General features: G+C 31.5%; 23 protein-coding genes. All 23 read right to left on the minus strand.

All coding sequences use genetic code 11. The features are described 5' to 3' along the window. Positions 1–90 precede the first annotated feature (90 nt). Positions 91–1,167, minus strand: coding sequence for a glycosyltransferase family 4 protein (locus IEW94_RS04805; RefSeq protein WP_188650567.1), 1,077 nt, complete (start codon positions 1,165–1,167; stop codon positions 91–93). Positions 1,168–1,169: 2 nt separating this feature from the next. Then, on the minus strand, positions 1,170–2,285 hold the full coding sequence (locus IEW94_RS04810; protein ID WP_188650569.1) for a glycosyltransferase family 4 protein: 1,116 nt from the start codon (positions 2,283–2,285) through the stop codon (positions 1,170–1,172). Next, positions 2,282–3,283, minus strand: coding sequence for a glycosyltransferase family 2 protein (locus IEW94_RS04815; protein WP_188650571.1), 1,002 nt, complete (start codon positions 3,281–3,283; stop codon positions 2,282–2,284). Before IEW94_RS04815 ends, IEW94_RS04810 begins: the two co-directional genes overlap by 4 nt. After that, on the minus strand, positions 3,276–4,286 hold the full coding sequence (locus IEW94_RS04820; protein WP_188650573.1) for an exostosin domain-containing protein: 1,011 nt from the start codon (positions 4,284–4,286) through the stop codon (positions 3,276–3,278). Before IEW94_RS04820 ends, IEW94_RS04815 begins: the two co-directional genes overlap by 8 nt. Before the next feature lie 22 nt (positions 4,287–4,308). Further along, positions 4,309–5,856, minus strand: coding sequence for a glycosyltransferase family 2 protein (locus IEW94_RS04825; RefSeq protein WP_188650575.1), 1,548 nt, complete (start codon positions 5,854–5,856; stop codon positions 4,309–4,311). Then, positions 5,853–6,998, minus strand: a complete 1,146-nt coding sequence (locus IEW94_RS04830) for a glycosyltransferase family 4 protein (RefSeq protein WP_188650577.1) — start codon at positions 6,996–6,998, stop codon at positions 5,853–5,855. Before IEW94_RS04830 ends, IEW94_RS04825 begins: the two co-directional genes overlap by 4 nt. Beyond that, entirely contained in the window at positions 6,998–8,392 is a 1,395-nt protein-coding gene (locus tag IEW94_RS04835) for a glycosyltransferase family 28 protein (protein WP_188650579.1), read from the minus strand. The genes IEW94_RS04830 and IEW94_RS04835 overlap by 1 nt, the downstream gene beginning before the upstream one ends. A 5-nt stretch (positions 8,393–8,397) precedes the next feature. After that, on the minus strand, positions 8,398–9,219 hold the full coding sequence (locus IEW94_RS04840) for a polysaccharide pyruvyl transferase family protein (protein WP_188650581.1): 822 nt from the start codon (positions 9,217–9,219) through the stop codon (positions 8,398–8,400). Positions 9,220–9,221: 2 nt separating this feature from the next. Continuing rightward, positions 9,222–10,097, minus strand: a complete 876-nt coding sequence (locus tag IEW94_RS04845; RefSeq protein ID WP_188650583.1) for an N-acetylneuraminate synthase family protein — start codon at positions 10,095–10,097, stop codon at positions 9,222–9,224. Between the two features lie 16 nt (positions 10,098–10,113). Next, complete coding sequence (locus tag IEW94_RS04850) at positions 10,114–11,271, minus strand: acylneuraminate cytidylyltransferase (protein WP_188650585.1); 1,158 nt, start codon at positions 11,269–11,271, stop codon at positions 10,114–10,116. 68 nt (positions 11,272–11,339) lie between these two features. Beyond that, positions 11,340–12,233 (minus strand): glycosyltransferase, encoded by an 894-nt coding sequence (locus IEW94_RS04855; RefSeq protein ID WP_229669452.1) that lies wholly within the window; start codon positions 12,231–12,233, stop codon positions 11,340–11,342. A gap of 21 nt (positions 12,234–12,254) precedes the next feature. Beyond that, entirely contained in the window at positions 12,255–13,457 is a 1,203-nt protein-coding gene (locus IEW94_RS04860; protein WP_188650589.1) for a polysaccharide pyruvyl transferase family protein, read from the minus strand. 12 nt (positions 13,458–13,469) lie between these two features. After that, on the minus strand, positions 13,470–14,621 hold the full coding sequence (locus IEW94_RS04865) for a glycosyltransferase (RefSeq protein ID WP_188650591.1): 1,152 nt from the start codon (positions 14,619–14,621) through the stop codon (positions 13,470–13,472). Further along, on the minus strand, positions 14,618–15,685 hold the full coding sequence (locus IEW94_RS04870; protein ID WP_188650593.1) for a glycosyltransferase family 2 protein: 1,068 nt from the start codon (positions 15,683–15,685) through the stop codon (positions 14,618–14,620). Before IEW94_RS04870 ends, IEW94_RS04865 begins: the two co-directional genes overlap by 4 nt. 7 nt (positions 15,686–15,692) lie before the next feature. Further along, positions 15,693–16,754, minus strand: coding sequence for an acyltransferase family protein (locus IEW94_RS04875; RefSeq protein WP_188650595.1), 1,062 nt, complete (start codon positions 16,752–16,754; stop codon positions 15,693–15,695). Positions 16,755–16,769: 15 nt separating this feature from the next. Next, on the minus strand, positions 16,770–17,549 hold the full coding sequence (locus tag IEW94_RS04880) for a glycosyltransferase family 2 protein (protein ID WP_188650597.1): 780 nt from the start codon (positions 17,547–17,549) through the stop codon (positions 16,770–16,772). Beyond that, a complete protein-coding gene (locus IEW94_RS04885) occupies positions 17,549–18,403 on the minus strand; it encodes a glycosyltransferase family 2 protein (protein ID WP_188650599.1) in 855 nt (284 codons plus the stop codon). The genes IEW94_RS04880 and IEW94_RS04885 overlap by 1 nt, the downstream gene beginning before the upstream one ends. Continuing rightward, positions 18,404–19,186 carry a glycosyltransferase family 2 protein gene (locus tag IEW94_RS04890; RefSeq protein WP_188650601.1) on the minus strand — a complete coding sequence of 261 codons (783 nt, stop codon included), beginning with the start codon at positions 19,184–19,186 and terminating at the stop codon, positions 18,404–18,406. Positions 19,187–19,216: 30 nt separating this feature from the next. After that, entirely contained in the window at positions 19,217–20,749 is a 1,533-nt protein-coding gene (locus IEW94_RS04895) for a DapH/DapD/GlmU-related protein (protein WP_229669453.1), read from the minus strand. A 23-nt stretch (positions 20,750–20,772) separates the two neighbouring features. Next, the gene (locus tag IEW94_RS04900; RefSeq protein WP_188650603.1) at positions 20,773–21,705 is read right to left on the minus strand and encodes a glycosyltransferase family 2 protein; all 933 of its coding nucleotides are present in this window, start codon (positions 21,703–21,705) and stop codon (positions 20,773–20,775) included. Continuing rightward, positions 21,702–22,592, minus strand: a complete 891-nt coding sequence (locus IEW94_RS04905) for an FkbM family methyltransferase (RefSeq protein WP_188650605.1) — start codon at positions 22,590–22,592, stop codon at positions 21,702–21,704. The genes IEW94_RS04900 and IEW94_RS04905 overlap by 4 nt, the downstream gene beginning before the upstream one ends. Next, a complete protein-coding gene (locus tag IEW94_RS04910; RefSeq protein WP_188650607.1) occupies positions 22,589–23,827 on the minus strand; it encodes an ABC transporter ATP-binding protein in 1,239 nt (412 codons plus the stop codon). The genes IEW94_RS04905 and IEW94_RS04910 overlap by 4 nt, the downstream gene beginning before the upstream one ends. Before the next feature lie 2 nt (positions 23,828–23,829). Further along, positions 23,830–24,726, minus strand: a complete 897-nt coding sequence (locus tag IEW94_RS04915) for an ABC transporter permease (protein ID WP_188650609.1) — start codon at positions 24,724–24,726, stop codon at positions 23,830–23,832. Positions 24,727–24,904 lie beyond the last annotated feature (178 nt).

Here is a 24,904-nt window from a genome sequence, read left to right on the forward strand (position 1 = left end):
AAAAATATAAAGTAGCAAGTGGTTTAAATACAAAAATAGCTGCGCCCAAAACCAGATGAAAAACCAAGAGTTTATAGTACAAAGGCCATTTCATTTTAAATGCTGATTATAAATTTTAATTAGTTCTTCCATAATTTTGTTTTCAGAAAAGGATGTTGTAACCTTAAACTGAAGCCGCTTTCCAGTTTCACGCATCAATGCTTCATCATTTATGTATACTTGAAAGGCATCAACAAGTGCATTACTGTTTTCTGATGGAATTAATTGTCCCAAGTCACTATTGGAAACAACCTGCTTACAATCTCCAACATTGGTCACTATAACAGGCAATCCTGCCAAGCCATATTCTAGCAACGCCAAAGGTAAGCCTTCTGATTTTGATGACAACACCCCTATTGTGCTTTGGGTGAGAATATGATGGATATCTGAACTACTTCCATAAATAAAAACATGATTTTCTAAACGATGTTTGACAATATAGGCTTTTATTGTGTCTGAATAATCATCATTAAAATCCTTACCAACCAAATGCAAGCTCCAATGAGGATTTACATGATGAATTTGTTTAAAAGCTTTTAACAATGTAAAATGATCTTTTTGAGGCCTTAAGTTCGCCAGACACACTGTCCGTTTACCTTCTTGTCCCTTTAAGATTAATTTTGACGAAGTAGAATCCTTAACAGGAAAATTTGGCAAATAACTAATTGATTTTGCATACAAGTGTAATTTTGCCCATTTTTCTAATGTCGTATTTACACATAAAACCCTATCAAAAAATCTTGAACAGTATTTCAAAACCAACTTGGGACGTTCATGTAAAAACTCACTATTGCCATAATGATCATGCCAAACCAATACTATTCTAGGATTCAATATTTTTATAAGAGTTCCTAAAAAAAAAGACGAGCTATGGGCATGAATGATATCGATATCATTATTCTTCACAAACTGGTTAAGTGTTTTGATAGCCTTGAAATCCAAAGTTGATTTTTTCTTTAAAAACAAATACGTCACAGTCGTAGACAAACTTTCTTTTAATAAACCCTCCTCTCTGGTAGCGCACAGAAATGAACCATCAATCCGAGATGATAACGCGTTTGCATAATTGACCGCTACCCGTTCGGCACCACCAGCATGTAATGAGTCTATTAATTGCAAAACCTTCATAGTCACTTCAAGAGTTTATAAATTTCAGATTCAAAAACATCTAAAGTATAATTTTGGGACCAATTAGACGCATGCTTTGACATTAATTCCAATGTTTCAATATTGTTTATAGCTGTTTTAATTTGAAGGACAGCTTTATTTAAATCCGCATCAATTAAAATGCCTCGCTTTCCATAATCAAGCATAAAAGGTATACAGGATATTCTGGTGGAAATAGGAATGGCTCCAAAAAACATTGCTTCTGCAATAGCTTTGGGCCAACCTTCAGATTTTGATGGCAACAATGCAAAGTGGGCCTTTTTAAAGGCCTCTTTAACCGTTTCTTTTGATTGGTTTCCATGAAAAAAAAACACCTGTTCAAGATTGTGTTTGGTGACATACTGTTGTAATTCTTCTCTCAAAATGCCATCACCATAGATATCCAATCTCACTTTTAATCCCTCATCATGTAAAGCTTCAACAACTTGAATAGCCAACAACGGTCGCTTACCATTTACCAAACTACCTGTAAAAACAAATCGCAATTCCCCAGTATAATCCCGTGTTATAGCACTTTCTTTTTCAGAATTGTAATAACTCGCCGTAAAAAATGGTTTGATGTTCTTTGTTTGGTGTTCCCAATGGCCATATACCAAAACCTGCATGTTCTTGGTTAAAAATGTATGGCTCAATATCCACTTTTGCAATCTATAACTCCATGGCTGTTTGGCATTAGGATCCCAATTACCGGCATATTTGGCTGTTTTTGTTTTCTTTGGAAATAATATCTGAATGAAACATCCTAACAAACCCATGTTCCCAGGGCATCGCAAATGGATATGGTCGGCAGTTTTACAGGCTTTAAAAATTGTATAACATATTTTTGGAAGCTTAAATAAAGAGCGGATTATTTTTTTAAATGAGGTAAACTCAATGGAAGGGGTTTTTGAAATGGATATCGTTTCATGATGATATGCCGAATCTATTTGGGAAATAGAATCTGAAACCAGAGGCGCAACAATGTGAACGGTATCGACATATTTTAACCACACATTCATTTCATTGACATACGGAGCATAGGCAAAATATTGATTGCCTTGACTTTTATGCAACACATGTGTTATGATTAAAAATTTCATCGTTCTATCTTAGGCGCATTAAAGATAATGGAAAACCAACCAACAAGCCGACCTAAACCTTCTGTTAAAGCTTCTGTTCGTTTTGTAGTGGTCACTATATTTAGTAGTCGTATTTTAGTAAGTAAGATGATTGTAGCATGCCACTTAAATCGGGCTTTTAACGATGGATTGGAATATTTTACACGCCAAACATACCAACCATTTCTAACCACCATTTTACCATATAAAAAATTGTTAGGTCGTCCAGATTCCTCATGATAGTGAGCTAATTGAGCCTTTGTATTGATATATAACTTCCCCATTTTGGCTAGCCGTAATGAGAAATCAGCATCTTCATACAATCCGTATCCCGCAAAATAAGTAGAAAATTTCATCGTATCAAAAACGCTTATTTTATAGGAAGATACGCCTCCCATGAGTTGCTCAACTTGATAGGTTTTACCAGAAGGAGGCAAAAAACTAATGGAGCGCCCATGCGAAAAGGTTGGCATAAAACCTGGTTCAGCATCAGGCAACAAACCAAAAAATCGTCTAATTTTAAATCTCGATGGCTCGTTACGCATCCATCCATCATAATAAAACTTTGATGGATTATTCTTGTTATCGGACAATTCCCATACCACTTCATTTGTAATATAACCGCCAACCGCCAAGGCATCTGAATATTCTGAATAAGTTTTTATTAAGTTTTCAAAATAATAAGTGTCCAAAACAATATCGTCATCCAAAAAACAAATGATGTCACATGCTTTTGGAACTAGATTCAAGCCAAAATTGCGTTGCTTGGTAAGTCCTCTTTCATGGTCATCAACTTTATAATACTTTAAGTTTTCAAATGGATTATCGTTTAGAACGGCTTTAGTATCATCATTAGTTGAACCATCTATTATTAAAATCTCATTGGGATACAACGTTTGGTTTTCAACAGATTGCAACAACTTTAAAAGCGGATTTGGCCGCATATAAGTGCATACAACAAGTGCAAATGGCTTATGCATGATTCATCTTTTTATTTATAAAGAGATCATGAATTTTCAAAAAAAACATGTCTCTTCTCAAATGCGTCTCCCAAAGCATTCTATTAGCTTTTTGAATGGCTTCAAATGATTCTTCTGATTTTGAATTGTGGAAATTTAATATTTGCTGCTCAAAAGACACGTTGCTACTTTCAACTAATATAACACAATGTTCGCTCCAATCAATTAAGCCTTCCAACGGTAATCTACAATCTGTATCCAAAAGTATCGGAATTCTACCAACAGCCAAAGTTTCATAAAAACGAACGGAAAAATTCCCTACGCCACGGCTACAAAATGTATAAGCATTTTTAAACATATTGTTATAAAATTCTTTTGTTGATTGATGCCTTTCAATGTCATTTTTTACACCATCCCTATAATTATTCCTTAAAATAAAATTGGTTTTTAAGAGCCTACTCTTTTGTAATACAGACAAATACTTTTTACGTTTTATACTTGAAGGATAAAAGGATTGGAAATCAGCAATAATTAGTCCAAATGCCTTTTTAAACTTATATTTTAAATGATTAATTGATTCACTAATATATTTTTTTAATCCATCTTGAGCATGACCAACAAAACCAATAGTTGGCGCATTTCCTTTTTTTACTGTTGAAAATCCGCTTTTTAAATAATCTAAATAAGGGTCATTAATAAAAGATGGTAGAATAAATGTGTTTTGTGTGTGTTTGCTCTTAAAACCACCTAACCTAAAGGTATAACTATTCCTTATATAATTTGTAAAACCATAATCACCAGCTGTATAAATCCAAATAGGTTTATTGTGAATTTTTGATAGTTTTTGAAGCTTTTTCAAAGCTAATTTAAATTTTAAAAACTTAGCATAGTCAATTGGTAATATAATAAAATCACTTTTTAAAACATCATCAACTAATAGATAATGGTCTGCTAAGATTTCGCTATTTAAAAAGTACAAATCAAACAATAAAGGAAAAACATCTCGACGATATTTTTCTGTCAAAAAAGTTTTATCTGTAAAAAGGTTAAGCATTATTCTTCATTAATTTTTCACTCCAATATTCACTTTGTTTCCATTGTTTTTGCATAAGCTTAAAATAAGCTATCGGATTTTTAACTTTTTGCTTTTTATAGAATTTTAGAAACAAAGTATATTTATAACCAACTGTTTGAAAGGTATTATAGTGCTTTTTTATAAAAACCATTAATGTTGGTGATGGTTTTGGTTGTATACTCTCTGTTTCCCATCTTGTCATATGCTTGGTTCTAAATCCACCAATTGGTGCTTTTAAATGTGTTATCCTAATTGTTGGAATAAAAATAATATCAGCTCCTACTTTTCTTAATTGCATTCCAAAATCTGAATCTTCACCATAACCAAATTCAAAGCTAGTATCAAAAACAACTTTATCAAGAAAAGACGTTTTTACGATGCTAGAACCTGAACCAAATATATCGGTTTGGCTTACATAAAAATATGATTGTTTTTCATGAGGTTGCAAGCAAAGTAAATTCAAATTTTCCACACCTAAAACTTCAATGGTTTTAAAAATATTTTCAATAAGATTTGGTTCAATTCTTATATCGTCATCTGCAAAAAAACACCAATCACTATCGACAAATTTTAGTGCCATATTTCGAGCTTTACATACACCTGTGCTTTTTAAAAACTTGTGAATAATATTAAAAGGCCATGATTGGTTTTGTAAATAATCTAATTCAGATTTACTTCCTTTATCTGGATTTTGTTCAATGATAATGACATTATTTGGCAATAATGTTTGTTTTTCTAAATCCTTCAAGACATTGAATAAATGCTCTTTTCTACCAATAGTTGGAATTATAACATCTATTGTTTTATTAGTTATTGTAGGTTTAGTTGATGCAAATCTCAAAGGATCGAGATAAACTTTCTTTTTATTTCTTTTATAAAACAAAGCATTTAAAAAAGGAAAAACTGGCAATTGCTTTTCAAAAAGAATATAACATACAAATAAGTTGAATACCCAAACAGACTTATAATGCTGTTTCACAAACTTAAAAAGTAACAAAACTGAAGATCTTTCAATTGTTTTTTGCTCGGCATTCTGTTTTAAAAATTTTGGATTTGAATAACAAAACAAACCCAAAGGCATATTGTGTTTGGCTAAAGAAGTTAAAAAATAATCTGGATTTTTGTTGGAAGAAACTGTTTCTATAATTCTATTAAAAGTTTCTGTAAAAATACCACCAACATCTGTGCTCATTAACCAAGTTGGAAAGCTTACATCTCGAGAAACATTAGTAAAAGGCGTTTGTTCTACATAACCTATTCTAGAAGAAATACAATAATTTCCAGTAACAGAATATGATGCCATAATACATTTATGATAAAAAAAAGATTCTATTTCATTGTAATCCAATAGAGCTTTATAATCTCTTTTTACCCAAACCAATAACTCATCCGGATAAGTTATCGATACTTCTTTTAAAACAGAAATTATGGATTCATTAGGGTTGAAATCAATAGTAATATTATTAGTTACTAAACAAACTTCATCTACAGTAATACCATTATGCACCAATAAAATCATTTCAAAATAGAATTATAATATGCAATGTTTATGTCAGCAATTTTATTAATATCAAAAGTTTTTTCAACTTTTTTTCGAGCCTCTCTACCTATCTTTTCACACAAAAGTTCATCATTTAAAAGTTCTAAAACCCTCTGTGCATATAACTCAATATTGGCTGGATGCACCAAATAACCATTGATGCCATCATCTATCAACTCTTGTGCCCAACCAATACTGGTATTGACTACGGGTTTTTGCAGTGCCATAGACTCTATGGTTACCATACCTAAAGTTTCTGCAAATGATGGAAATACACAGACATGCGCTTTTTTAATATGTTCTTTTACTTGCGAATAAGGTATCTTTCCTAAATAATCCACATTGGTTTTTGCTGTTTCAGAAAACTCTTGTGCCATCAATTTATAAGTAGATGTATTACCTGTTTTGATATCAGGTGCATCACCACCAATTAAAATAAGTTTTGATTCTGGATTTTCTTCCACGATTTTATTGAATATTTTAGCCAACTCAAAAACACCTTTTTTCCTTATTATGGTACCAATGTAAAGTATGGTGTTTCTGTTATAAACTTCTGGAAACTCATTTACAAAGCTCTCCAATTGCAAACCATAATGAATGGTTCTTATTTTATCATTATGTACACCGAAAATTTTTCTGGTTTCCTCCCCTGCAAAGGTTGTTGGTGCAATGTAAGCTGATGCACTTTTTAATGCCAGCTTTTCAAAGAAAAAATTTTTAACCTTTTGTTGTCTGTTTTCCAACTTACAGAAATAAGCATCACTACCATGAAAACGAATAACCAATGGTACTTTAAATTTCATAAAAGCTGTAATTCCTGTCCAGTCTGGAGCTTCCAAAACATCAATATGATTTTTAGCAACTACTTCATTTACATAGTTTTGAATATGTTTTCTGTAAAAATACCAAGTAAATAATTTATATCTTTTCTTTTTAATTAAATGAATTTCAACGCCTTCATAGCAAAAAACAGCATCTTCATTTTGATGGTATACAAATACTGAAACGCCAATACCTTTTTTCTTTAAAGTAATGGCTAAATTTTTAATACTAGTACCTATACCAGCCGCATGGGATATTTTGGGATGAGGATATTCTGATGTGATGAAAGCTATTTTCATTAATCCAAAATCTTATCGATGGTTTCCCAAATATTTTCTGAAGCCCTTTTTGGTGTTTTTCCTGCTACTATTTCAAACCACTTTAAACCCTCAGCAACATTTGATAAATTCCCATCTAGTATTTGTTTAACCAAATCTTTTAAATCTTTTTTATTGGTGCAAAAAACCACAGCATTGTCACTTGGCATACTCCTAAAATGTACATATTTGTAATTCTGACCAATATCTCGAATACCCCTTTTCAATTGTGGTTGTTCATAATTATAATAAATACAGGGTTTATTATGAGCTACAAAATCAAAAACGGTTGAAGAACATACATTTGTTACAAATTCGCTATACTCACATACATTATAAAGCATCTTAAAATCTTCTTTCATTGGCAAAACCTCGTTCCACATGTTTCCAACTTGCCTCCAAACAGGATCTAAAACTGTAATAATATCTTTATTAGCTTCAATAACGGCATTATATCGTGGTGTGAAATCTACTGGGCATTTTCTATAAATAATACCCAGATTATAATCTTTAGCATTCAAACTTCTAACAGCATTAGCTAAATCTTGTAAATAATATTGATCTAAAGGAGACGTGGTTTCATCATCACCAGAAAAACAAATATATTTTTTGTTTAAATCTAAATTATATTGTTTAAAAAAGTCTTTCTTGGTTTGTTTCAAGGCTGTATTATAGTGTGGTTCAAATTGTGGCGTACCGGTAACAAAAACCTGTTCATCATTTATAAACGGATAATATTGTAGTATCTCTCTTTTCATTAAATCACTCCAAACACAATAATAATCGGTTTCAACCACCTGCATAGCTTTAGGCACATTATCCCATGAATACACAAAACAAACTGTAGGAATGCCTAAATCTTTAGCTACCAAAAGCGCACTTATGGCTTGAGTCGATCTTTGAGTGGTACAAAAAATTAAATCTGGTTTATGTTTTTCCAATTGGTTTTTGCAGTAAACATATTTTGGGTTTTTACGTTCTAAATTATTTATTTTTTTTCTAATAAATTCCAACCCCTTACCAGAGGAATACAACCCTATCAAAACCTTTATAAATAATACTTTAAATATGTTTTTTAATCCTTTATATGAAAACGGAAATTTATATGTGGAATAAACTTCATCATCGAATTTTTCCCCGTAAATATTTAGTTCAATATGCTTTCTGGCTCTGGAATATAATGGCGTTAACGGATGAATTTGATAGTTTTCAATCTTCAACTCTTTAAAACCTAAATTATCTTTTAATGAAAAAACGGTATTGTTCCAATATGTAATATCAAATCCTTTATTCTCGCCAATTTGTTTAAAATCTGTAAAAGCGAAATTCCGTAAACCAACACCATCAGGGAATAAAACAAATACTTTTTTCTTCATTTACATTAATTTTTAAACGGACAAACAGCCATTAAGCCTTTACAAAGGTCATCAATCCTCTCTGGTTTTGGAAGGGTTTCTTTATTATTGAACAAATTTTCAAAATCTTCAAAGGTCATCGTTTCATTTTTGATTTCTGGAATATAAAAACTCATTGAAACCGATTCAAAATAATCTTGAAATTTGATATCATCACCAAAAACATCATCCGAAAATTTTTCCCATACAGCAGGAATGCCATAAGCATGTGCTACAATAATACCGTGCAATGAAGATGATACAATTTTTTCACATTTTAAAAACTGATTTGTAGTTTCTTCAATATTATCGGTCATTAAATCAATTAACAAAATTGAGGCTTCGTTCTTGTATAAAGCCCTAACTAATTTATAATCTCTGTAATGTGGAACAATGCCTATTTTATATTCCTTTTTTATTATAGGATTGTAATATTTTGGCAATAATAAAGCTGGATCACCATAAACTTCAGGAATTTTATATCCAGAATCTAAAAGAAATTTTCTTGTTTGAGGACCACGGACTGCTAAAAATTTTGCTTTTTTTATTGGATACTCTCTTGAAACGATGCCACTTCCCCAAACAATACATTTATAATTGACATTTCCCAAAATACTACCAACAGTTACATAAATAGGTTCAAACCAATCAAAGATTGAAAACTTTTTGGGCCAAGCAAAAACCACTTTTTTACCTGATATTTTTTCTACCAAATATTTCCCAAGAAGATCCCCATAATTTTCTTTAGACTTGCCTTGTATCTTGATTTCATTCCACCAGAAAAGTCGTAAAGAATTACTTAGGAACATATTTAAGCTTTTTGGTTTTTTAATTTCTTTCGTTGCTCTTGCTCTATAGGCAATATATCTTGATTTTTGAATTTTAACGCTTTATAAACAGCATTTAAATCCCTTGTAAGTTTACGCAAACCCATGGGTTCTAATGACGCTGCATGATCGGTTCCTTTCCAAGTTCTATCCAAGGTATAATGACGTTCAATAATATTAGCCCCTAATGTATAGGCTGCAATATCAACAGCTATTCCCAAATGATGTCCAGAAAAACCAATGTGCTTTACATCATTTTTATACTTCTCTATTAATAAATTAATATCCAAAAGACAAACATATTCAAAAGGAACAGGATATCCAGACGTACAATTGTAAAGCACTAAATCTTTATTTCTTTTATGCTTTTTGAAAAGATTGACCAAGTCATCTATTTCATCCTTGGAAGTCATGCCCGTTGAAATATGTAGTTCACCATGATAGTTTTCACATAACCATTCAAGCATTTTGACGTTGTTATTACATGCCGATGGTATTTTGATGAAATTCGGGTTTAAAGATGTAATCTCTCTGGCTGATGTTAAATCCCAAACAGATGTTGAATAATCAATACCAATATCTTCACAAAAAGTTTTTAATTCTTGATGTTGACTAACATCAAACTCCAAATATTCTCTATGTTCCCCATACGTATTACCATAGGAATTCGCAGGATTTGGATGTGGTTGATTGTATTGTTCTTCAGTTAATAATTCCTTATTATTCCGCTTTTGGAACTTAACAGCATTGGCATTGCAAAAAATTTTGGCCACTTTGATCAGTTCTTTGGCAATATCCATATCTCCTTTATGGTTGCAACCAATTTCGGCAATTACATAAGGGGGCTTGTAAGTATCCATAAAAGTATTAGGCTTATTAAAACCGTTTATTATAATTAAAAATAAATTGACACGCTTCTCGAATAGCTCCTGCTCCAGAATTTTTAGAAAGCACAAAATCTGCATGCTGCCTTACAATATCCATTGCATTATTGGGAGCTAAAGACCAACCAACACTGCAAATATTGGTTAAGTCGTTTACATCGTCACCCATATAAGCCATATTATCCAAAGAAATATTTTTTTCTATAGCTATGTGATTTAAAAGAGCAAACTTATCTTTTACACCTAAAAACACATGTTCAATTTTGAGCTTTTGCATACGTTTTTCTACCAACTCTGATTGCTCAGAAGTCATCACTATTACCTCAACATTAAACTGACGTAAGATTTCAAGTCCCATACCATCTCGCATATCAAAAGTCTTTGAAAGTTCCCCATCTTTTGAATAAGCAATGGCACCATCTGTAAACACACCATCTACATCTAACACTAAATGGGTGATTTTTTTTGGACATTTGTTTCTTTTTTGGCGTTCAATAAGCAATTGTTCCACTGCTATCCAATCGCTTTCTGAATCTATTTCCAACAACGAGTCTTCAGGCATTTTTACAATACCTATTTTATCTCCTAATCTGTTCTTGCTCTTTTGTAAAGCCTCTTTTGTAATAGTATAAACAGCGCCATTCTCAACTAATAAACCTTCAAAATCCTGACGTCTTGGACGGTTTAAAGGATTATAATTTATGGGTGTTCCATTTTCATTCCACAAAAACCGATAAGTATTTACAACCGTCAAGGCCGAATCAAAATCTTCTACAACTTTTTCTAAACAAGCATTAATATCAGTTCTTGTTGTAAATGGTGAAGTAGCCTGCAATAAACAAAATACATCAAAATCATATTTTATTTTGTCACAGAACTCAAGTATAGTAAATTCTGTTGAAGCAGTATCTGAAGCGCTTTCAACACTACGGAACAAAACTTTAACTTTATCTGTCCAGTGATATTCGTTATTTACAAAATCAATAATATCTTGATCGTCAGTATAGACATAAACCACATCTAAATTAGAAAAAATAGCTTCACCTAATACCCATGTAAACAATGGTCTACCAACCATTTTTCGTTTATTTTTATTAATGACTCCTTTGGAACCTTTTCTGAGAGGTATAAAGCCTATTTTTTTTAACATGAATTTAATATTTTATGCAATATATTTATTTTAAAAATTCTTTGTAAAGATTCTTTAAAAAATAAGTTTTATAGTAGCTGCTTTTTTATTGAAAACAAATATTGTCTTGTTAATTTTATTGGGTTAATATTGGCTAGCAAACAAAAAAACATAATAAAAGCTTTCAAAAATTTTCGCTCATCATTCAACCTTTTCATATAATCAACTTCATGCTCTAAAATGCTTTTCTTAATTAGTGGCCTATTGTTTTTAAATATGCTATCATTATACAAATCCTTCAAAATATTTAAATTGTCAAGTACTACTTGAGATGCAGATTGCCTGATTTTTGCAGAAACTCCAATGTTTTTTCTATAGGTTGCTGTGATGGTATCCATAAATTTTATTTTACTACCATTATTAACAGTATATAAATACAAAACCCAATCACCATAAGGATATTTATTAAGCCATTTTAAAGGAAGTTGTCCTTGTACTTTATTCCTAAAAAGCGCCGTTACAGAAGGTATGTAATTTCTTTTAACTAAGTCGGAAAAACTAGAAACAACGGGGCTTACAGCTTGATAGATACTTATTTTTCCATCTGGAAGTAAATCGCGCTTTCTTGTAAAAACAATAGAATAATCTGGATTGCTTTCCAGGAAATCCACCTGCATTTGCAATTTGTTTTCGTCAGTCCAAAAATCGTCACCATCGCATATCGCTATATATTTCCCGTCACATTGATTTACAGTCCTAATAAAATTATTTATTAACCCAACGTTTTGACTTGAGGTTATTATCTTTATTTGTGAAGAAAGCTTTTTTTTATATTTTTCTAGGATTTCTTTAGTTCTATCTATACTACAATCTTCACCTATTACTAAATTAAATGGAAAATTTGTTTTTTGGTTTAAAATGGATTCTATGGTTTGTTCAATTAATTGTTCTTGGTTATAAACCAACATAAAAACACTTACCATGTGATTGTATTTTACCATTACTTATTTTTGAGCAATTAATTCTATTTTGTTGAAAATTTCATCAAAATTTCTATAAACTAAAACCTTTTGTTCTGTTAAACACTCTCTCGCCTTTTGGGAGTCCCAGTTTTTTATCTTGATATCGATGCTACTTAAATCTTTAAAATCAATACAACCTTCACTAATTTCCGAACACCAAGTTTTAAAATATGAATCTGCTTTTTTTATTTTTTTATTTAAAGAAAAAAAAGGGACATCATAACTTTGCGCTGTTAAAGCACCATGTAGACTTGTACCCATATATGCTTTTGAATTAGAAATAAGCCACATAATATCATATATATTTTTTGGCATTACAAACTGAAAAGAAGACGAATACTTTTCAATTTTCTGCAATTCTATATCATCTTGGTGTTTTAATGCCAAACCTATAGGGCACAATATAATTTTCACATCATGTTTTCTAGCCAATTCCTCCATTAACAATGCTGTTTCCTTAAAGTTTTCAGGAGATTTGTTAAATCCAAATTGCATTAAAAAATATTTTTTTGGAATAATATCAGTATCTATTACTATTCTTTTTTTGATATCTTCCATCGAGTAAAAGTCTGACATAATTACAGCAGAATCAGGTGATAAAACTGCATTTACATTAAATTTATTCAATGACTCCATAGTTCTATTATCCCTAACTGAAATGTGAATTGAAGAATTTAGTCTTTCTACAACTTGTTTGTTAAAATTTGAATTATCGTAATTGTTAAATGTGCCTCCAACAGAATTATAAACGACTTGAATTTTTTTAGATGCTTTAAACTCAAATACTCCAGGCACAAAAGGCAATAACACACCTTTTTTGTGCAATATATAATCGAGTATTTTTAATCTAGAGTTTACCTTTCTAATAAATTTGTGTGTCATTAATTTAACAAACACAGGATTTATATAAGAATATAATGTTTCCCACCCCGCAAAAAAAACATCACCACCGCCAATCACAATGGTCCCTCCCCATTTTTTCAAGTTACTATGCAATTCTCCGTAAGATTTTGTTGGGTAACCACCAAAATAACTAAGGTCACTTTTAATTATACCATAATTATATATTTGTGCATCAACTGATTTTTTTTCTGCGACTCTACTAAATATAATTGGAAATAACAAATCCCCGTAATTAACCCTGTCTGAAGCTGCTAAAAAATGAACGACATTTTTATTTGTCATATATTTATTAAATTAATTATTTAAAACTTTATTGTAAGCTTCCTTTACTTGATTTTCAACCAATGCTCTTTCAAATTGGGGTTTCAACTCCTTTTGGTTTATTTGAAAAGCATTTTTTAATAATTCAACATTTGAAATTGCCGTCTTTATGTGTTGCGCTATTTCTTTGGGATTCTCACAGTCTTCAATTAGCAAACCATTTTTATGATGTTCAATGACTTCGGCAGAAGCACCTCCAGGATTTGATTGTATGGGGAATGCCCCTTGAATAATTGCTTCTAATAATGAATTTGGTATACCATCAGAGTTGCTGTTGCCAATATAAACAAGAGCATTTCCCATTAGTTCTAATATCTTTTGATGAGGTAAAAAATCTCTTTTTGGAAAACTTTTTATGGTTAACAGACTGGATATATTTTCTTCTTGTAAATAATTTTCAACTTCTTTGTCTGTACCAAAAACAACTATTTTATATTCTTCTATCAAATCAGAAATCAACTTTAAAGCGTTTAAAATTTCTATGGCACGTCCAGAACGTCCTTGATATCCTTTAACAAGAATTGTTTGTCTTTCAGAAACTGGTTTTATATACTTATTAGCTTCATCATAATTAAAACCACCACCGCCGGGAAAAGTTCCCAACACTTTACCATTAAATCCTAATTCCTTAGCAATTTTTATATCTCTTTTACAATCTGTGATTAAATAATTGACATGCGTCAAAACTTTTAGAATGTCTCTTTTAAATTTTGGTATATTTTTAAAATAATACAAATCGCTTCCCCAAGAAGAATACACCCAAGGTAAGTTATGATGCTTTTTCATGACTTCCAAAATAGGTGTGCATGAAATATACAGCACAAAACTATGGACCAAATCGGGTTTAATTTCATGCAATATTTCCTCAAATTTAACTGTTATACTATTCTCAATTAAAAACCCGAGTTTTTTATATAAAACCGGTAAATGCTTTTTAATAAAATGTCTTCCTTTAAAGTAAGGATACTTCTGTTTCCAACCCGTAATTTGATTTACCCAAGGCAACCTATCGGTTTTTCCACCATCTAAAATATCAAACCAAAAAACCTCATGACCTGAATCTTTTAGTTGGTCTGTCCATCTAACAAAATGAATGGAATTCATAGCTACTAAAAGAATCCTCATAGCTTGATAATTAGATGAATTGTCTGTTTATTTGAATTGTATTGAAATCGATAGGCGTTAGTTCTTAAATTATCAATTATACATTCCAAAAGCAAATTATTGATAGTTGACATCTTTAAAAATGCCACCGTTTTTTTTTGAAAGATTTTTTTAGTCTTTTGTTTAATGGACTTATAATTTTTGTCTGTTATTATTGAAACTGAAATGACTTTGTTTCTTTCACTCAAAAGAACATTACTAACAAACGATTTCACCTCTGCTTCTTTATTGGTTATGCTACAGCTGAAATCTACTTTATTTAAAGAGTCATAATCAGACTGATTGTAAGCTCCCCAATCGAATCTTAAATTAGCTTTGCATTTTTTCGTTTGTCTTGTAAATTCTAAATATTGATGATTAATTTGTTCTAATTGCGAATGAAATGGCTCTTTACTTTCTATTGACCTATAGGTTTTTGGATGCCATTGGTGCAAAATCAAAATATTTTCTTTATGGAAATCAACATTATATCCTGCATTTTTTAAGCGGACATGCACATCTGTATCTTCACTTCCCCAACCATGGTAAAACTCGTCATAACCGTTAATAGACTTTAGCAGTTCCGTATCATACAGAGTCATGCCCGTTGCTTCATGATTCGACTGAAATTTAATTTCATAATCACCAAAAGCTTTGCTTTTCTTTGATTCGGTTTCACTTAAGAACCCAACCTGAAAATAAGTAGCTCCTTGATTGTCATTTAAGTTATGTAATGTTTCAACAAAATTAGGGTGGTAAATCATATCAACGTCACCCACAAAGCAATAAGGTGTGTCTATTTGTTTGAGTGAAATATTAATGGCTCTGGACTTACACCAAAGTTGACGTGTAGTTTCACATCTGATTAATTTAATAAAATCATAATTGACAACACATTTCTTCAGTTTTTCTTTAAATGTTTCTTCACTCCCATAGTCAACCAAAACAACATAAAAATCTTTGCTTGTTTGAACCAATAAGCTATCCAAACATTTTTTTACAATGCTTAAATCCCGGTTTCTATATGTTAATATTATTGTTGTCAAACAAGACCTACTTTTTTACTGATCTAAAATTAAATTTAGTTTTAAAAACAGGCACGTTCTTATAGCTAAGTGCCTTTCGCTCTATTAAGTGCCAAGAAAAATATCCAAATATTATTGAGATGATAACTGAATAAAACATTAAAAACAAGGTGTCCATTTTGAAATAATACATTAACGTTTGCTGTATTGGAAAACTATAAATATAAATCCCGTAAGACATATCTCCAATTTTTCCAAAGTTACTCATAAAAGGAATAGGCATGAAGCCAATCAACAAAACTATTATTGTTAATAATATATGTTTCATTGAAGAGTAAAAATCAAAATAAATTGATAAAAACAAAACCAATGTAGCTATTAGCAATAAGATTTTTTTATTATTTATTTTTTCAAATTCAATTGATGCCAAAAAACTTCCAAAAATAAAAAAAGTACCCAAATTAAGGGTATCAAAAATATTCATCCCTAAAAATGAAGACCCGTCAAATCTTGTTCTGTAAAACACAAACGTAACATTAATGGTAATGAATAACATTAGAAGTAACCATTGAACATACTTTTTGTGATTTTTAAAAAAAAACAAAACTGACAACCCAATATATAGGGTAAACTCATGCCTTATAGTCCATAAAGAACCATTAATGGCATGATATGGATTATTATCAAAAACCCCTTTAATACCAGATTGAAAACCGTACAGACTTAAGTTATATGGAAGATATGTGTAAACCTCCTTGTTTTTAAATAATGGCACTTCTCCTTGGTACATAAAAGGAGTAATAATTAGACAAATTAATAGAACAACTGCTAAAGCTGGAAAAAGCCTTAAGAACCTCTTTTTGTAATAATCTAAAAGATTTTTGCTGCGTGATAAGCTTTGAAAAATAAAATAGCCGCTTATTATAAAAAAGCCACTTAACCCAATTTGCGCAATAACAATTTGACCATTTGTAATTTGATAAATCCATTGAGAACTTTCATGACTGCCCGATAGAGGGTACGCATGAGATACAACTACTAAAACAGCAAATAAAAATCTTAAAAAATCAAAATTATTATTTTTATGCATCCTTAAGATTTTCTGTTAAAATTTTTTAGGTTTATTGCTTATGAATTTTAAAAGAAACAAGAACCTTAATATCGCATACCAAACATCAAAAAATAGATTTTTAATGGCATTCCAAAGGTTAAAAGCCAACCCTTTCAATACATTAGCTAATCCAATATCTTGATGCCATAATTGGTAATTGCCAACAACATCTTTTTTAAATCTGAAAAATAGTTGCTTTTTGGTTCTATTTATTTCGTAATTGAAAATTGAAGGCACAAAATCAATATCATAACCTGCCTTTAAAACCCTTACGGTCCATTCTTTATCCTCAAAAGTGGCAACATCTTCTTTAAAGGGATGTTTTTCCCAAACTTTTTTGTTAAAAACTGAGCCAGAAAAAATCAATCCTGATTTGTTTGGATCTTGTACTGCTGAAATATTGTTTATATAATTTTTATAATCATTGGAATTATGTAAACATCTTAGTCCGGCCAAATTGGGGTTTTCAACAAATTTGTTCTTTATCAACTTAAAAAAATCATGGCTCACCGGATAGGAATGGGCACTAAAAATGACCACTATAGGATTTTTGGCTTTGCTGGCCGCAAAATTGGCGCTGCCCCCATAAGAGAATTGTGTGATGGTTTCAAATCGGGCTTCATAGGTTTTGGCAACTTGTTCACTGGCATCAGTAGATAAATTATCGATTACCACCACCTCATCAATGTCATCGGCATAGCGTTCTGTTAAGTTTTTCAACAAAAAAGACAAAGCGCCTGCTTGGTTTTTATTCCTGATGACTACTGATATCATTATGATTTATTTGAAGTAAACTTGCCCAATAACCTTAAAGGCTTGCTTAGTATTTTGGCTATTTTGAATTCTATGGTTGATTTTGCTTTTAATTCATTACTCCTATACAAATTAACCAAAAAGAAAAGATACGCCTTGGTATTATCAAAATGCTTTATGTAAAGGTCTTTGTGCTTATGAATCACGTATTCCAAATTGGCTATCCTATGTTTTTCTAACGTTTCGGTCAACATAGACTTTTTAGATTTTCTATAAAAAAACAAAAATTCCTCAACAACTTTATAGGTTTTTCCGTTTTCCAATAAAGAAATCCAAAATTCCCAATCTTCAAAACCCTGTTTCATGCTTTCGTCATAGCCTCCCACTTCTTGCCAACTCGATTTTCGGTATAGTGACGTTGCTACGATACAATTTTCAAAAAGTAGGGCATGATAGGTGGTCCCTCGTGGTTTTAGCTTATGAACCACATTTTTAATATGTTCCTCAAAAAACTTACTGTAACAAGTAACTATGGCTAATGAATCATTTTGTTCCAGTTCTGGAACAAGTTTTTCAAGAAACATTTCATGTAAAATATCATCAGCATCCAAAGGGAGAATCAAAGATCCTACAGCTACCTTAATTCCCGTATTTCTAGCATGACTCAATCCTCCATTTGATTGGGCTATGTATTTAAAACGCGTATCTTTTTGGGTCCAGGTTTTAGCAATGACTTCGATATTGTCTGGACTGCCATCATTTACGATGATACATTCCCAATGGGGATAGGTTTGGGCTAAAACAGAAGTTAAGGACTCCTCTAAAAAATGAGCCTGATTGTAACAAGGCACTATGATGGATACCAATGTGTTCATCTAAAATTTATTTAAGAACCCTAACCGTACCAGCCATTGTATGATTCTTGATTTTTTTAAACCTGTTAAAATGTCTTTATATGTTATTACGTCTTCAATATCTTGTAAAAAAGGCTCATAGCTTGATCTTAACACCTGTTGTTTTTCCTTGAAAATGATACTGGCATTTGTAGCATCTGAGCTTACACCATCCAGATAAAACACTGATAAGGTTTTGTTTACATGCTTGTAGGAGGCTTGGTGTTTACAAACGGCATCCAAAAAAAACTTCCAATCTGATACAATTTTAAAATCCTCCTTAAACATCCCAACACTGTTGAACAGGTCTTTTTTTATAAAAGTGCCTGGATGTGGCAGCGTATCTTTCACAAAATAAGAAAAAGACAAGGTGTCTGGATAGTTTTTTATGAAGGTTTTTGAGGCTTCAACGACCTTGATGTTAAAATAAACCAGATCTTGGCCCGTTAGTTCCTTTTGATGGATTGCTAAAGTGTCGTCATTATAAAAATGGTCCCCGCTGTTCAAAAACAATATATAATCACCCGAAGCTTTTTGTATGCCCTTGTTCATTGCTTGATAAACACCACTATCAAGCTCACTAATCCAAAATGCAAACAATTCCTTGTTTTTTTCTATATATTCAAAACTTCCATCAGTAGATCCTCCATCAATAATTATATATTCAAACTCTTGGAAGGTTTGATTTATCACACTTTCCACAGTACTTTTTAAACCTTCAAGATTGTTATAGTTTATCGTTATTATAGAAATAGTTGTTCTCAAATTTTGTGTTTAACAAATAAAATAGTCAGATTAATTTTCTTTTTCAACTTCTTTAATAAACTCATCAATAGAAAAAAAATATTTTTCTATCAAATATAAATTCCCGCTATCAAAATTCCACCATTTAATTTTTAACAATTTGGTTATAGTGCTTTCATCAAACCTGTATTTAATAATTTTAATGGGGTTTCCAACGGCAATAGCATAAGGAGGTATATCTTTTGACACTAATGCTCCAGCACCAATAACGGCTCCATCCCCAATAGTAACGCCATCTAAAACCGTCACATTCATTCCGATAAATACATCATTTCCTATTGTTATCTGTTTAAATTCATCAATCTTATTATTTAGACAAAGAGTTTGTCCGTTTTGTTTTGCTGTTGAGTAAAACATTGGATGGGTTGATATACCTTGTGTTGGATGTATTCCTCTGCCAGACATAAAGTTTGCTCCGATAGAACAAAACTTTCCAATTACAGTATTGTTAATAACTGAATTGTCTGAAATATATGTATAATTTCCAATTATTGAATTTGACAATCTAAATGGAGCATATACTTTAGTGTTTTTTCCCAAATAAGTTTTTATTTTGTCGCTATGGATACTTTTTTTTAAAACGATCTTTAATTCTGGAAAACCTTTAAAAACAATACTTCTGACTAACTTTTTTAAATTTCCTTTTAAGCTTCTTTTAAATGGTTTTTGTTTGATCCCTTTGTAGAAATCCTTTATAATTTTTTCTCCCTTTTTGCTTTCAACAAAATCAATTTTTTCTATCTCAATACTACTTGCTAAAGAGTTATGGTTAAATTCATTGTTTACTCCATTGTGAACGCCAGAATTATCAAACCCAATATTATTAACCAAAGATTTGCTGGGAAAAAGTGTGAAACCATTTTTCAACAAAACTGATGCATGCCATTTTATGAACCAAGTATTCAATGAACCAGATATATTATTGGCCAATTGACTACTTAGATAATCTTCTCCAAACTTATCTAAATTAACTAAAAGATTTTTATTGTTGATTTCTTTCCATAAAGTTAAAGCATCATTATTAAAATGTTTCCAAGACCTTTCCCAAGTTGCCCAACCCCAACATAAAGGCACATTATAAAAAAATGTTCCTTTTAATTGTTCCTTGTGTGGATACATATATCCTGAAATGTGCATCACCTTATCTTCATTTTCATAAAAAGTCAAAGCATCATTCATATAACTAAGAAAACCTATAGAAGTTACTATATCATCTTCCAGAACTATAACTTTATGGTATTTCTTAATAATTTCAGTAACACCGTCTATTATCGAATTAGCTAGCCCTTTGTTTTCTTTGTGAATAGTTACAACAACTTTTTTAAACCTATGTTCTTTCTTTGCTACTTCTGCAACTTGATAATTTTTTTTTAAATCATCAGGACTAATTTCTAATTTTGGTCCATCACAAAAAATGAATAACTCAGTCTCTTTTGCTTCTGGATTTAATGACAATGCATCCAACGTTTTTTTAATGTGATTAGGCCTGTTGTAGGCAAAAAGAATTACTGGTGATAAGGTCATAAAAGATATTATTTACACTAAAATTAAAAAAGTTTCTTTCTAAGCCTAACCAAAGGAAAGTATTTTATACAAAGTTTTGATAACAAAAGCCTTGGATTTTTAAAAAAAACAGACATCCAATAGGATATGTTCTTAAACAAGCTTGCTTCTTGATTATACCTTAAAGTCCATAAATAATTCAACAATGTATCAATTTTATGATTGGATATCCCATTAGCCACACACCAAAACAAAAGTGATTCATAACATTTAAGCTTATTTTTTTTATACAATTCTTCATTATTGAAAACATTAGTATGATGAACCCCCCGCATTGCTAAAGGTTGGTTTATAATACCTGCTTGCAAACAACATTTCAAGGACATTCGTAAAATAAGATTAGTGTCCTCAGCAACCTCTAACGACTCATCAAAATAACCAACTTTATTGAAAATGTTTTTTTTAACGGTTAAGCCGTCTATGGAGAAGTGTCCGTTTTTGTAATAAAGCAAATCTTCAAAAAGATTATTGGATTTAATGCTTTTATTAACAGAGGTTAACTTTAAACTTTCTTTTTCTGAGATTGAAGCATCTCTATAAAAATGAACCCCAATAGCATTGTAAACCCCTTCTATTGAATCATCTGATTCAAAAATAATTTTATCGTTAGAAAATCTATTTTCCAAATAAAAATCATCAGCATCTATAAAGGCAATATAATTTCCGGTTGTTTTTTTAATCCCTAAATTTCTACTGGCAGAACGCCCTTTATTGCTTTTGTTTTCGTGGTGGTATACTTTTATTTTTGGGTTAGTCTCTTGAAGGCCTTCGAGAATCTGTTCGGTTGCATCGGTACTTCCATCATTTACAACAACAATTTCTATAACATCAGGTTGCTGCAAAACAGACATGACAGCTTTTTCTATGTAGCTTTCACAATTATAAACAGGTATGATTACAGAGACCGAAAACTTCATTTCACAGATTTATAGGCATATATTATCCCTGAAATAGATGAAAATCGTTTAGAAAAATATTCAAAACCAGACTCCTCAAGAATTTTTTCAATCATTTCGGTTCCTTTATCATGCCATTCCATCAACAAAACATCAATTTCATCAATAACACCAGTCTCCTTTAAGCTCTCTAAAATCTCATATTCCGCCCCTTCACAATCCATTTTTACTATCACTTTCAATGGGCTATTTTGGTTTATGATTTCTAAAATCTCTGAAGAAGCTTCATTTATATTAACAGATATTTCTTTTGCAGATTTGTTTTTAGAATAACTAGGGCTCAGTTTGCCTCTAATTCCAGTGTTACCTTTTACGTTTCGGTCAAATAAAAATTTTTCCTCTCTTTTGTGCTTTCCTAATCCAACATTTTTAATGGCATCTACTTTACATATTTTGGTATTGAGTTGAAAATTAAGCTTGGCTTGTTCATAGGTTATTGTTACGGGTTCAAAAGCGATTATCTTTTCTATGTAACTAAATGTTGAAAAAAATAACGATGTTATGCCAATGTTACATCCAATGTCTATTAAAATGGATTTTTTTGTAGTTGTGTAATGATAATCATCATTGATGAAAACTTCGTTTAAAATATGGAATTCCTCCAAGCTTTCTATGTAAATATTCAAATTTGAAAAACTAACCATGAAGCCCTGCTCATGGTTTTTAATTTCAAAGTCTCGGTACTTGTTCTCTAAATTTAAAATATAGTTTTGGGCCAATATGATTATGTTGAAATTATTTAAATGACTGTACTTTGTTAAAGGCCTCAACAGTTCCTCACGCTTGGTCTTTTTACTTTGAATATTATACCCTAATTTATTGATGATCTTGTATAAAATGCGTTTCATGATAAGGGTTTTTCTGAAATTTTTACGTTGGGAACAATAGGCGACTTAAGAGAGGTATTTGCCAACAACTCGTTATTTAAGTTTGAAATTTGAAACCTGGCACAATTTTCCATCCAAAATAACACCTGTCTCATCTTGTTATGGATATAGATGATCATGGTATATTCTCCCAAAACCAATCGTGGGTTCTCTATTGAAATGTTTATATGTGATTTGTTCTTTTTTATTATGAGTGCGGGTTTATCAAAATTCATTTTGTAATGTAAGACAAAATCCTCCATTTGATTAACCACCGCCAAATCAATATAAACTTCTTGTTCACAATCTGATAAATTATCAAAATCAATATCTAAGCGTAACGTTTCTCCGAATGCGTATACATTTTTTTGACTAACATTTACTTTAAAATCTGGATTGTTTTTTTTTAAAACAAAATCGGTTTTATTATTCTTTAAGTAAAACTCAACAGATGCATTGGCGCTGCCTTCAAAAATTACGTTCCCTTGATCTAAAACCATTGCTCTGGTACACAAACTTTGTACCGCCGCCATATTATGGCTCACAAACAAAACCGTACGACCGTCTCCCCTGCTAATATCCTGCATCTTGCCAATGGCCTTTTTTTGAAATTCGGCATCCCCAACCGCCAACACCTCATCAATCACCAAAATTTCGGGTTCTAAAAAAGCAGCTACTGCAAAAGCCAATCGTACCGTCATTCCTGAACTATAACGTTTTACGGGTGTATCAATATAACGTTCACAGCCCGAAAAATCAATAATCTCATCAATTTTTGAGGCAATTTCCTTTTTGGTCATCCCCAAAATGGCACCATTTAAATAAATGTTTTCCCGTCCAGTCATTTCCCCGTGAAAGCCTGTCCCCACTTCCAACAAGGACGCAATGCGACCTCTGGTTTTAATGTTTCCCGTTGTGGGACTGGTAACTCTTGACAATATTTTCAAAAGGGTTGATTTACCGGCTCCATTCTTTCCAATAATACCCAAAACCTCACCTCGCTGAACTTCAAAATTAATATCCTGCAGCGCCCATACATAGTCTGAAGTCCCCTTTTTACTTCTGTCATTGACTTCGCCTATCTTTAAATAAGGATCTTCTTTGCCACGTATGTTATGCCACCAACGGTTTAAGTCATGACTAAGGGTACCTGTGCCAACCAAACCCAATCGGTATTGTTTGCTAATATTTTCGGCTTTTAAAATGATATCTTTCATGGTTAAACCGTATCTATAAATTGCTTCTCTGTCTTGTTAAATACAACTAAACCAAATAAAAAAACAATAACAGCAATGGCAGATGCATATAATAGTTTTGAAATGGAAAACGAACCTGCTCCCAAGGTCATATTTCTAAATAATTCTATAACGCTGGTCATGGGGTTGTATTCTATAACAGAACCAACCCAATTGGGCAACCTACCTTGATTTACCTTGTCTTGGATCAAAGTTAACGGATACATGACTGCAGACCCATACATCAATAATTGCACACCAAACCCTACCAAAAAGCTTAAGTCGCGATATTTAGTGGTCATGGATGATATGATCATGCCAAATCCCAATCCTAACAAGGCCATGATTAAAACCACCAAAGGCAGCCAAACAATTGCCAATGTTGGCGCAGTGTTAAATGCTGTAGTAGTAAAAAAAACAAAATAGACATAGAAACACACAAAAACCAATAATTGGATACCAAACTTGATTAGGTTTGACAAAACAGTAGACATTGGCATAATAACCCTGGGAAAATACACTTTCCCAAAAATACCTTGATTTTTTTTAAATGTATCACTAGTGCCATTCAGACAATTACTAAAATAATTCCAAGAGGTAATACCTGCTAAATTGAACAAAAAAGAAGGAATTCCGTTGCCCGTCTCAATATTGGCGATATTATTAAATACCAATGTAAAAATAACCGAAGTAAATAACGGTTGAATAAAGTACCACAAAGGTCCTAAAATGGTTTGCTTGTACATGGTAATGACATCTCGTTTTACAAACAACAACAACAAATCACGGTAGTACCAAATCTCCTTAAAATTAAGATTGATAGCCCGCCTTTTTGGGGAAATTGTGTAAAGCCAATTGGATTCTTCCGATGAATTGCTCAAGATACTGATGTCAATAAAATTACTTATACAAATAAAAGCATTTTAGATAGCTTTTCATAAAAACCATCACGCAAAGGCAATAAAAATTTACAGTTAAAGAATTGATACAGCATAGATACTACGTAGATACAGTATACATACAGTATGGAACTGTTAAATATACAGATATAGCAAAATG

The sequence above is a fragment of the Yeosuana aromativorans genome (assembly GCF_014646655.1).
GTDB lineage: Bacteria > Bacteroidota > Bacteroidia > Flavobacteriales > Flavobacteriaceae > Yeosuana > Yeosuana aromativorans.

Coding starts and splice junctions, on each gene's coding strand:
- IEW94_RS04805 (WP_188650567.1), bottom strand. CDS start 1,167: ATGAAGGTTTTGCAATTAATAGACTCATTACATGCTGGTGGTGCCGAA.
- IEW94_RS04905 (WP_188650605.1), bottom strand. CDS start 22,592: ATGAAACGCATTTTATACAAGATCATCAATAAATTAGGGTATAATATT.
- IEW94_RS04885 (WP_188650599.1), bottom strand. CDS start 18,403: ATGAACACATTGGTATCCATCATAGTGCCTTGTTACAATCAGGCTCAT.
- IEW94_RS04895 (WP_229669453.1), bottom strand. CDS start 20,749: ATGACCTTATCACCAGTAATTCTTTTTGCCTACAACAGGCCTAATCAC.
- IEW94_RS04875 (WP_188650595.1), bottom strand. CDS start 16,754: ATGCATAAAAATAATAATTTTGATTTTTTAAGATTTTTATTTGCTGTT.
- IEW94_RS04830 (WP_188650577.1), bottom strand. CDS start 6,998: ATGAAAATAGCTTTCATCACATCAGAATATCCTCATCCCAAAATATCC.
- IEW94_RS04845 (WP_188650583.1), bottom strand. CDS start 10,097: ATGGATACTTACAAGCCCCCTTATGTAATTGCCGAAATTGGTTGCAAC.
- IEW94_RS04840 (WP_188650581.1), bottom strand. CDS start 9,219: ATGTTCCTAAGTAATTCTTTACGACTTTTCTGGTGGAATGAAATCAAG.
- IEW94_RS04815 (WP_188650571.1), bottom strand. CDS start 3,283: ATGCATAAGCCATTTGCACTTGTTGTATGCACTTATATGCGGCCAAAT.
- IEW94_RS04860 (WP_188650589.1), bottom strand. CDS start 13,457: ATGACAAATAAAAATGTCGTTCATTTTTTAGCAGCTTCAGACAGGGTT.
- IEW94_RS04865 (WP_188650591.1), bottom strand. CDS start 14,621: ATGAGGATTCTTTTAGTAGCTATGAATTCCATTCATTTTGTTAGATGG.
- IEW94_RS04855 (WP_229669452.1), bottom strand. CDS start 12,233: ATGGTAAGTGTTTTTATGTTGGTTTATAACCAAGAACAATTAATTGAA.
- IEW94_RS04835 (WP_188650579.1), bottom strand. CDS start 8,392: ATGAAGAAAAAAGTATTTGTTTTATTCCCTGATGGTGTTGGTTTACGG.
- IEW94_RS04900 (WP_188650603.1), bottom strand. CDS start 21,705: ATGAAGTTTTCGGTCTCTGTAATCATACCTGTTTATAATTGTGAAAGC.
- IEW94_RS04810 (WP_188650569.1), bottom strand. CDS start 2,285: ATGAAATTTTTAATCATAACACATGTGTTGCATAAAAGTCAAGGCAAT.
- IEW94_RS04825 (WP_188650575.1), bottom strand. CDS start 5,856: ATGATTTTATTGGTGCATAATGGTATTACTGTAGATGAAGTTTGTTTA.
- IEW94_RS04910 (WP_188650607.1), bottom strand. CDS start 23,827: ATGAAAGATATCATTTTAAAAGCCGAAAATATTAGCAAACAATACCGA.
- IEW94_RS04850 (WP_188650585.1), bottom strand. CDS start 11,271: ATGTTAAAAAAAATAGGCTTTATACCTCTCAGAAAAGGTTCCAAAGGA.
- IEW94_RS04880 (WP_188650597.1), bottom strand. CDS start 17,549: ATGATATCAGTAGTCATCAGGAATAAAAACCAAGCAGGCGCTTTGTCT.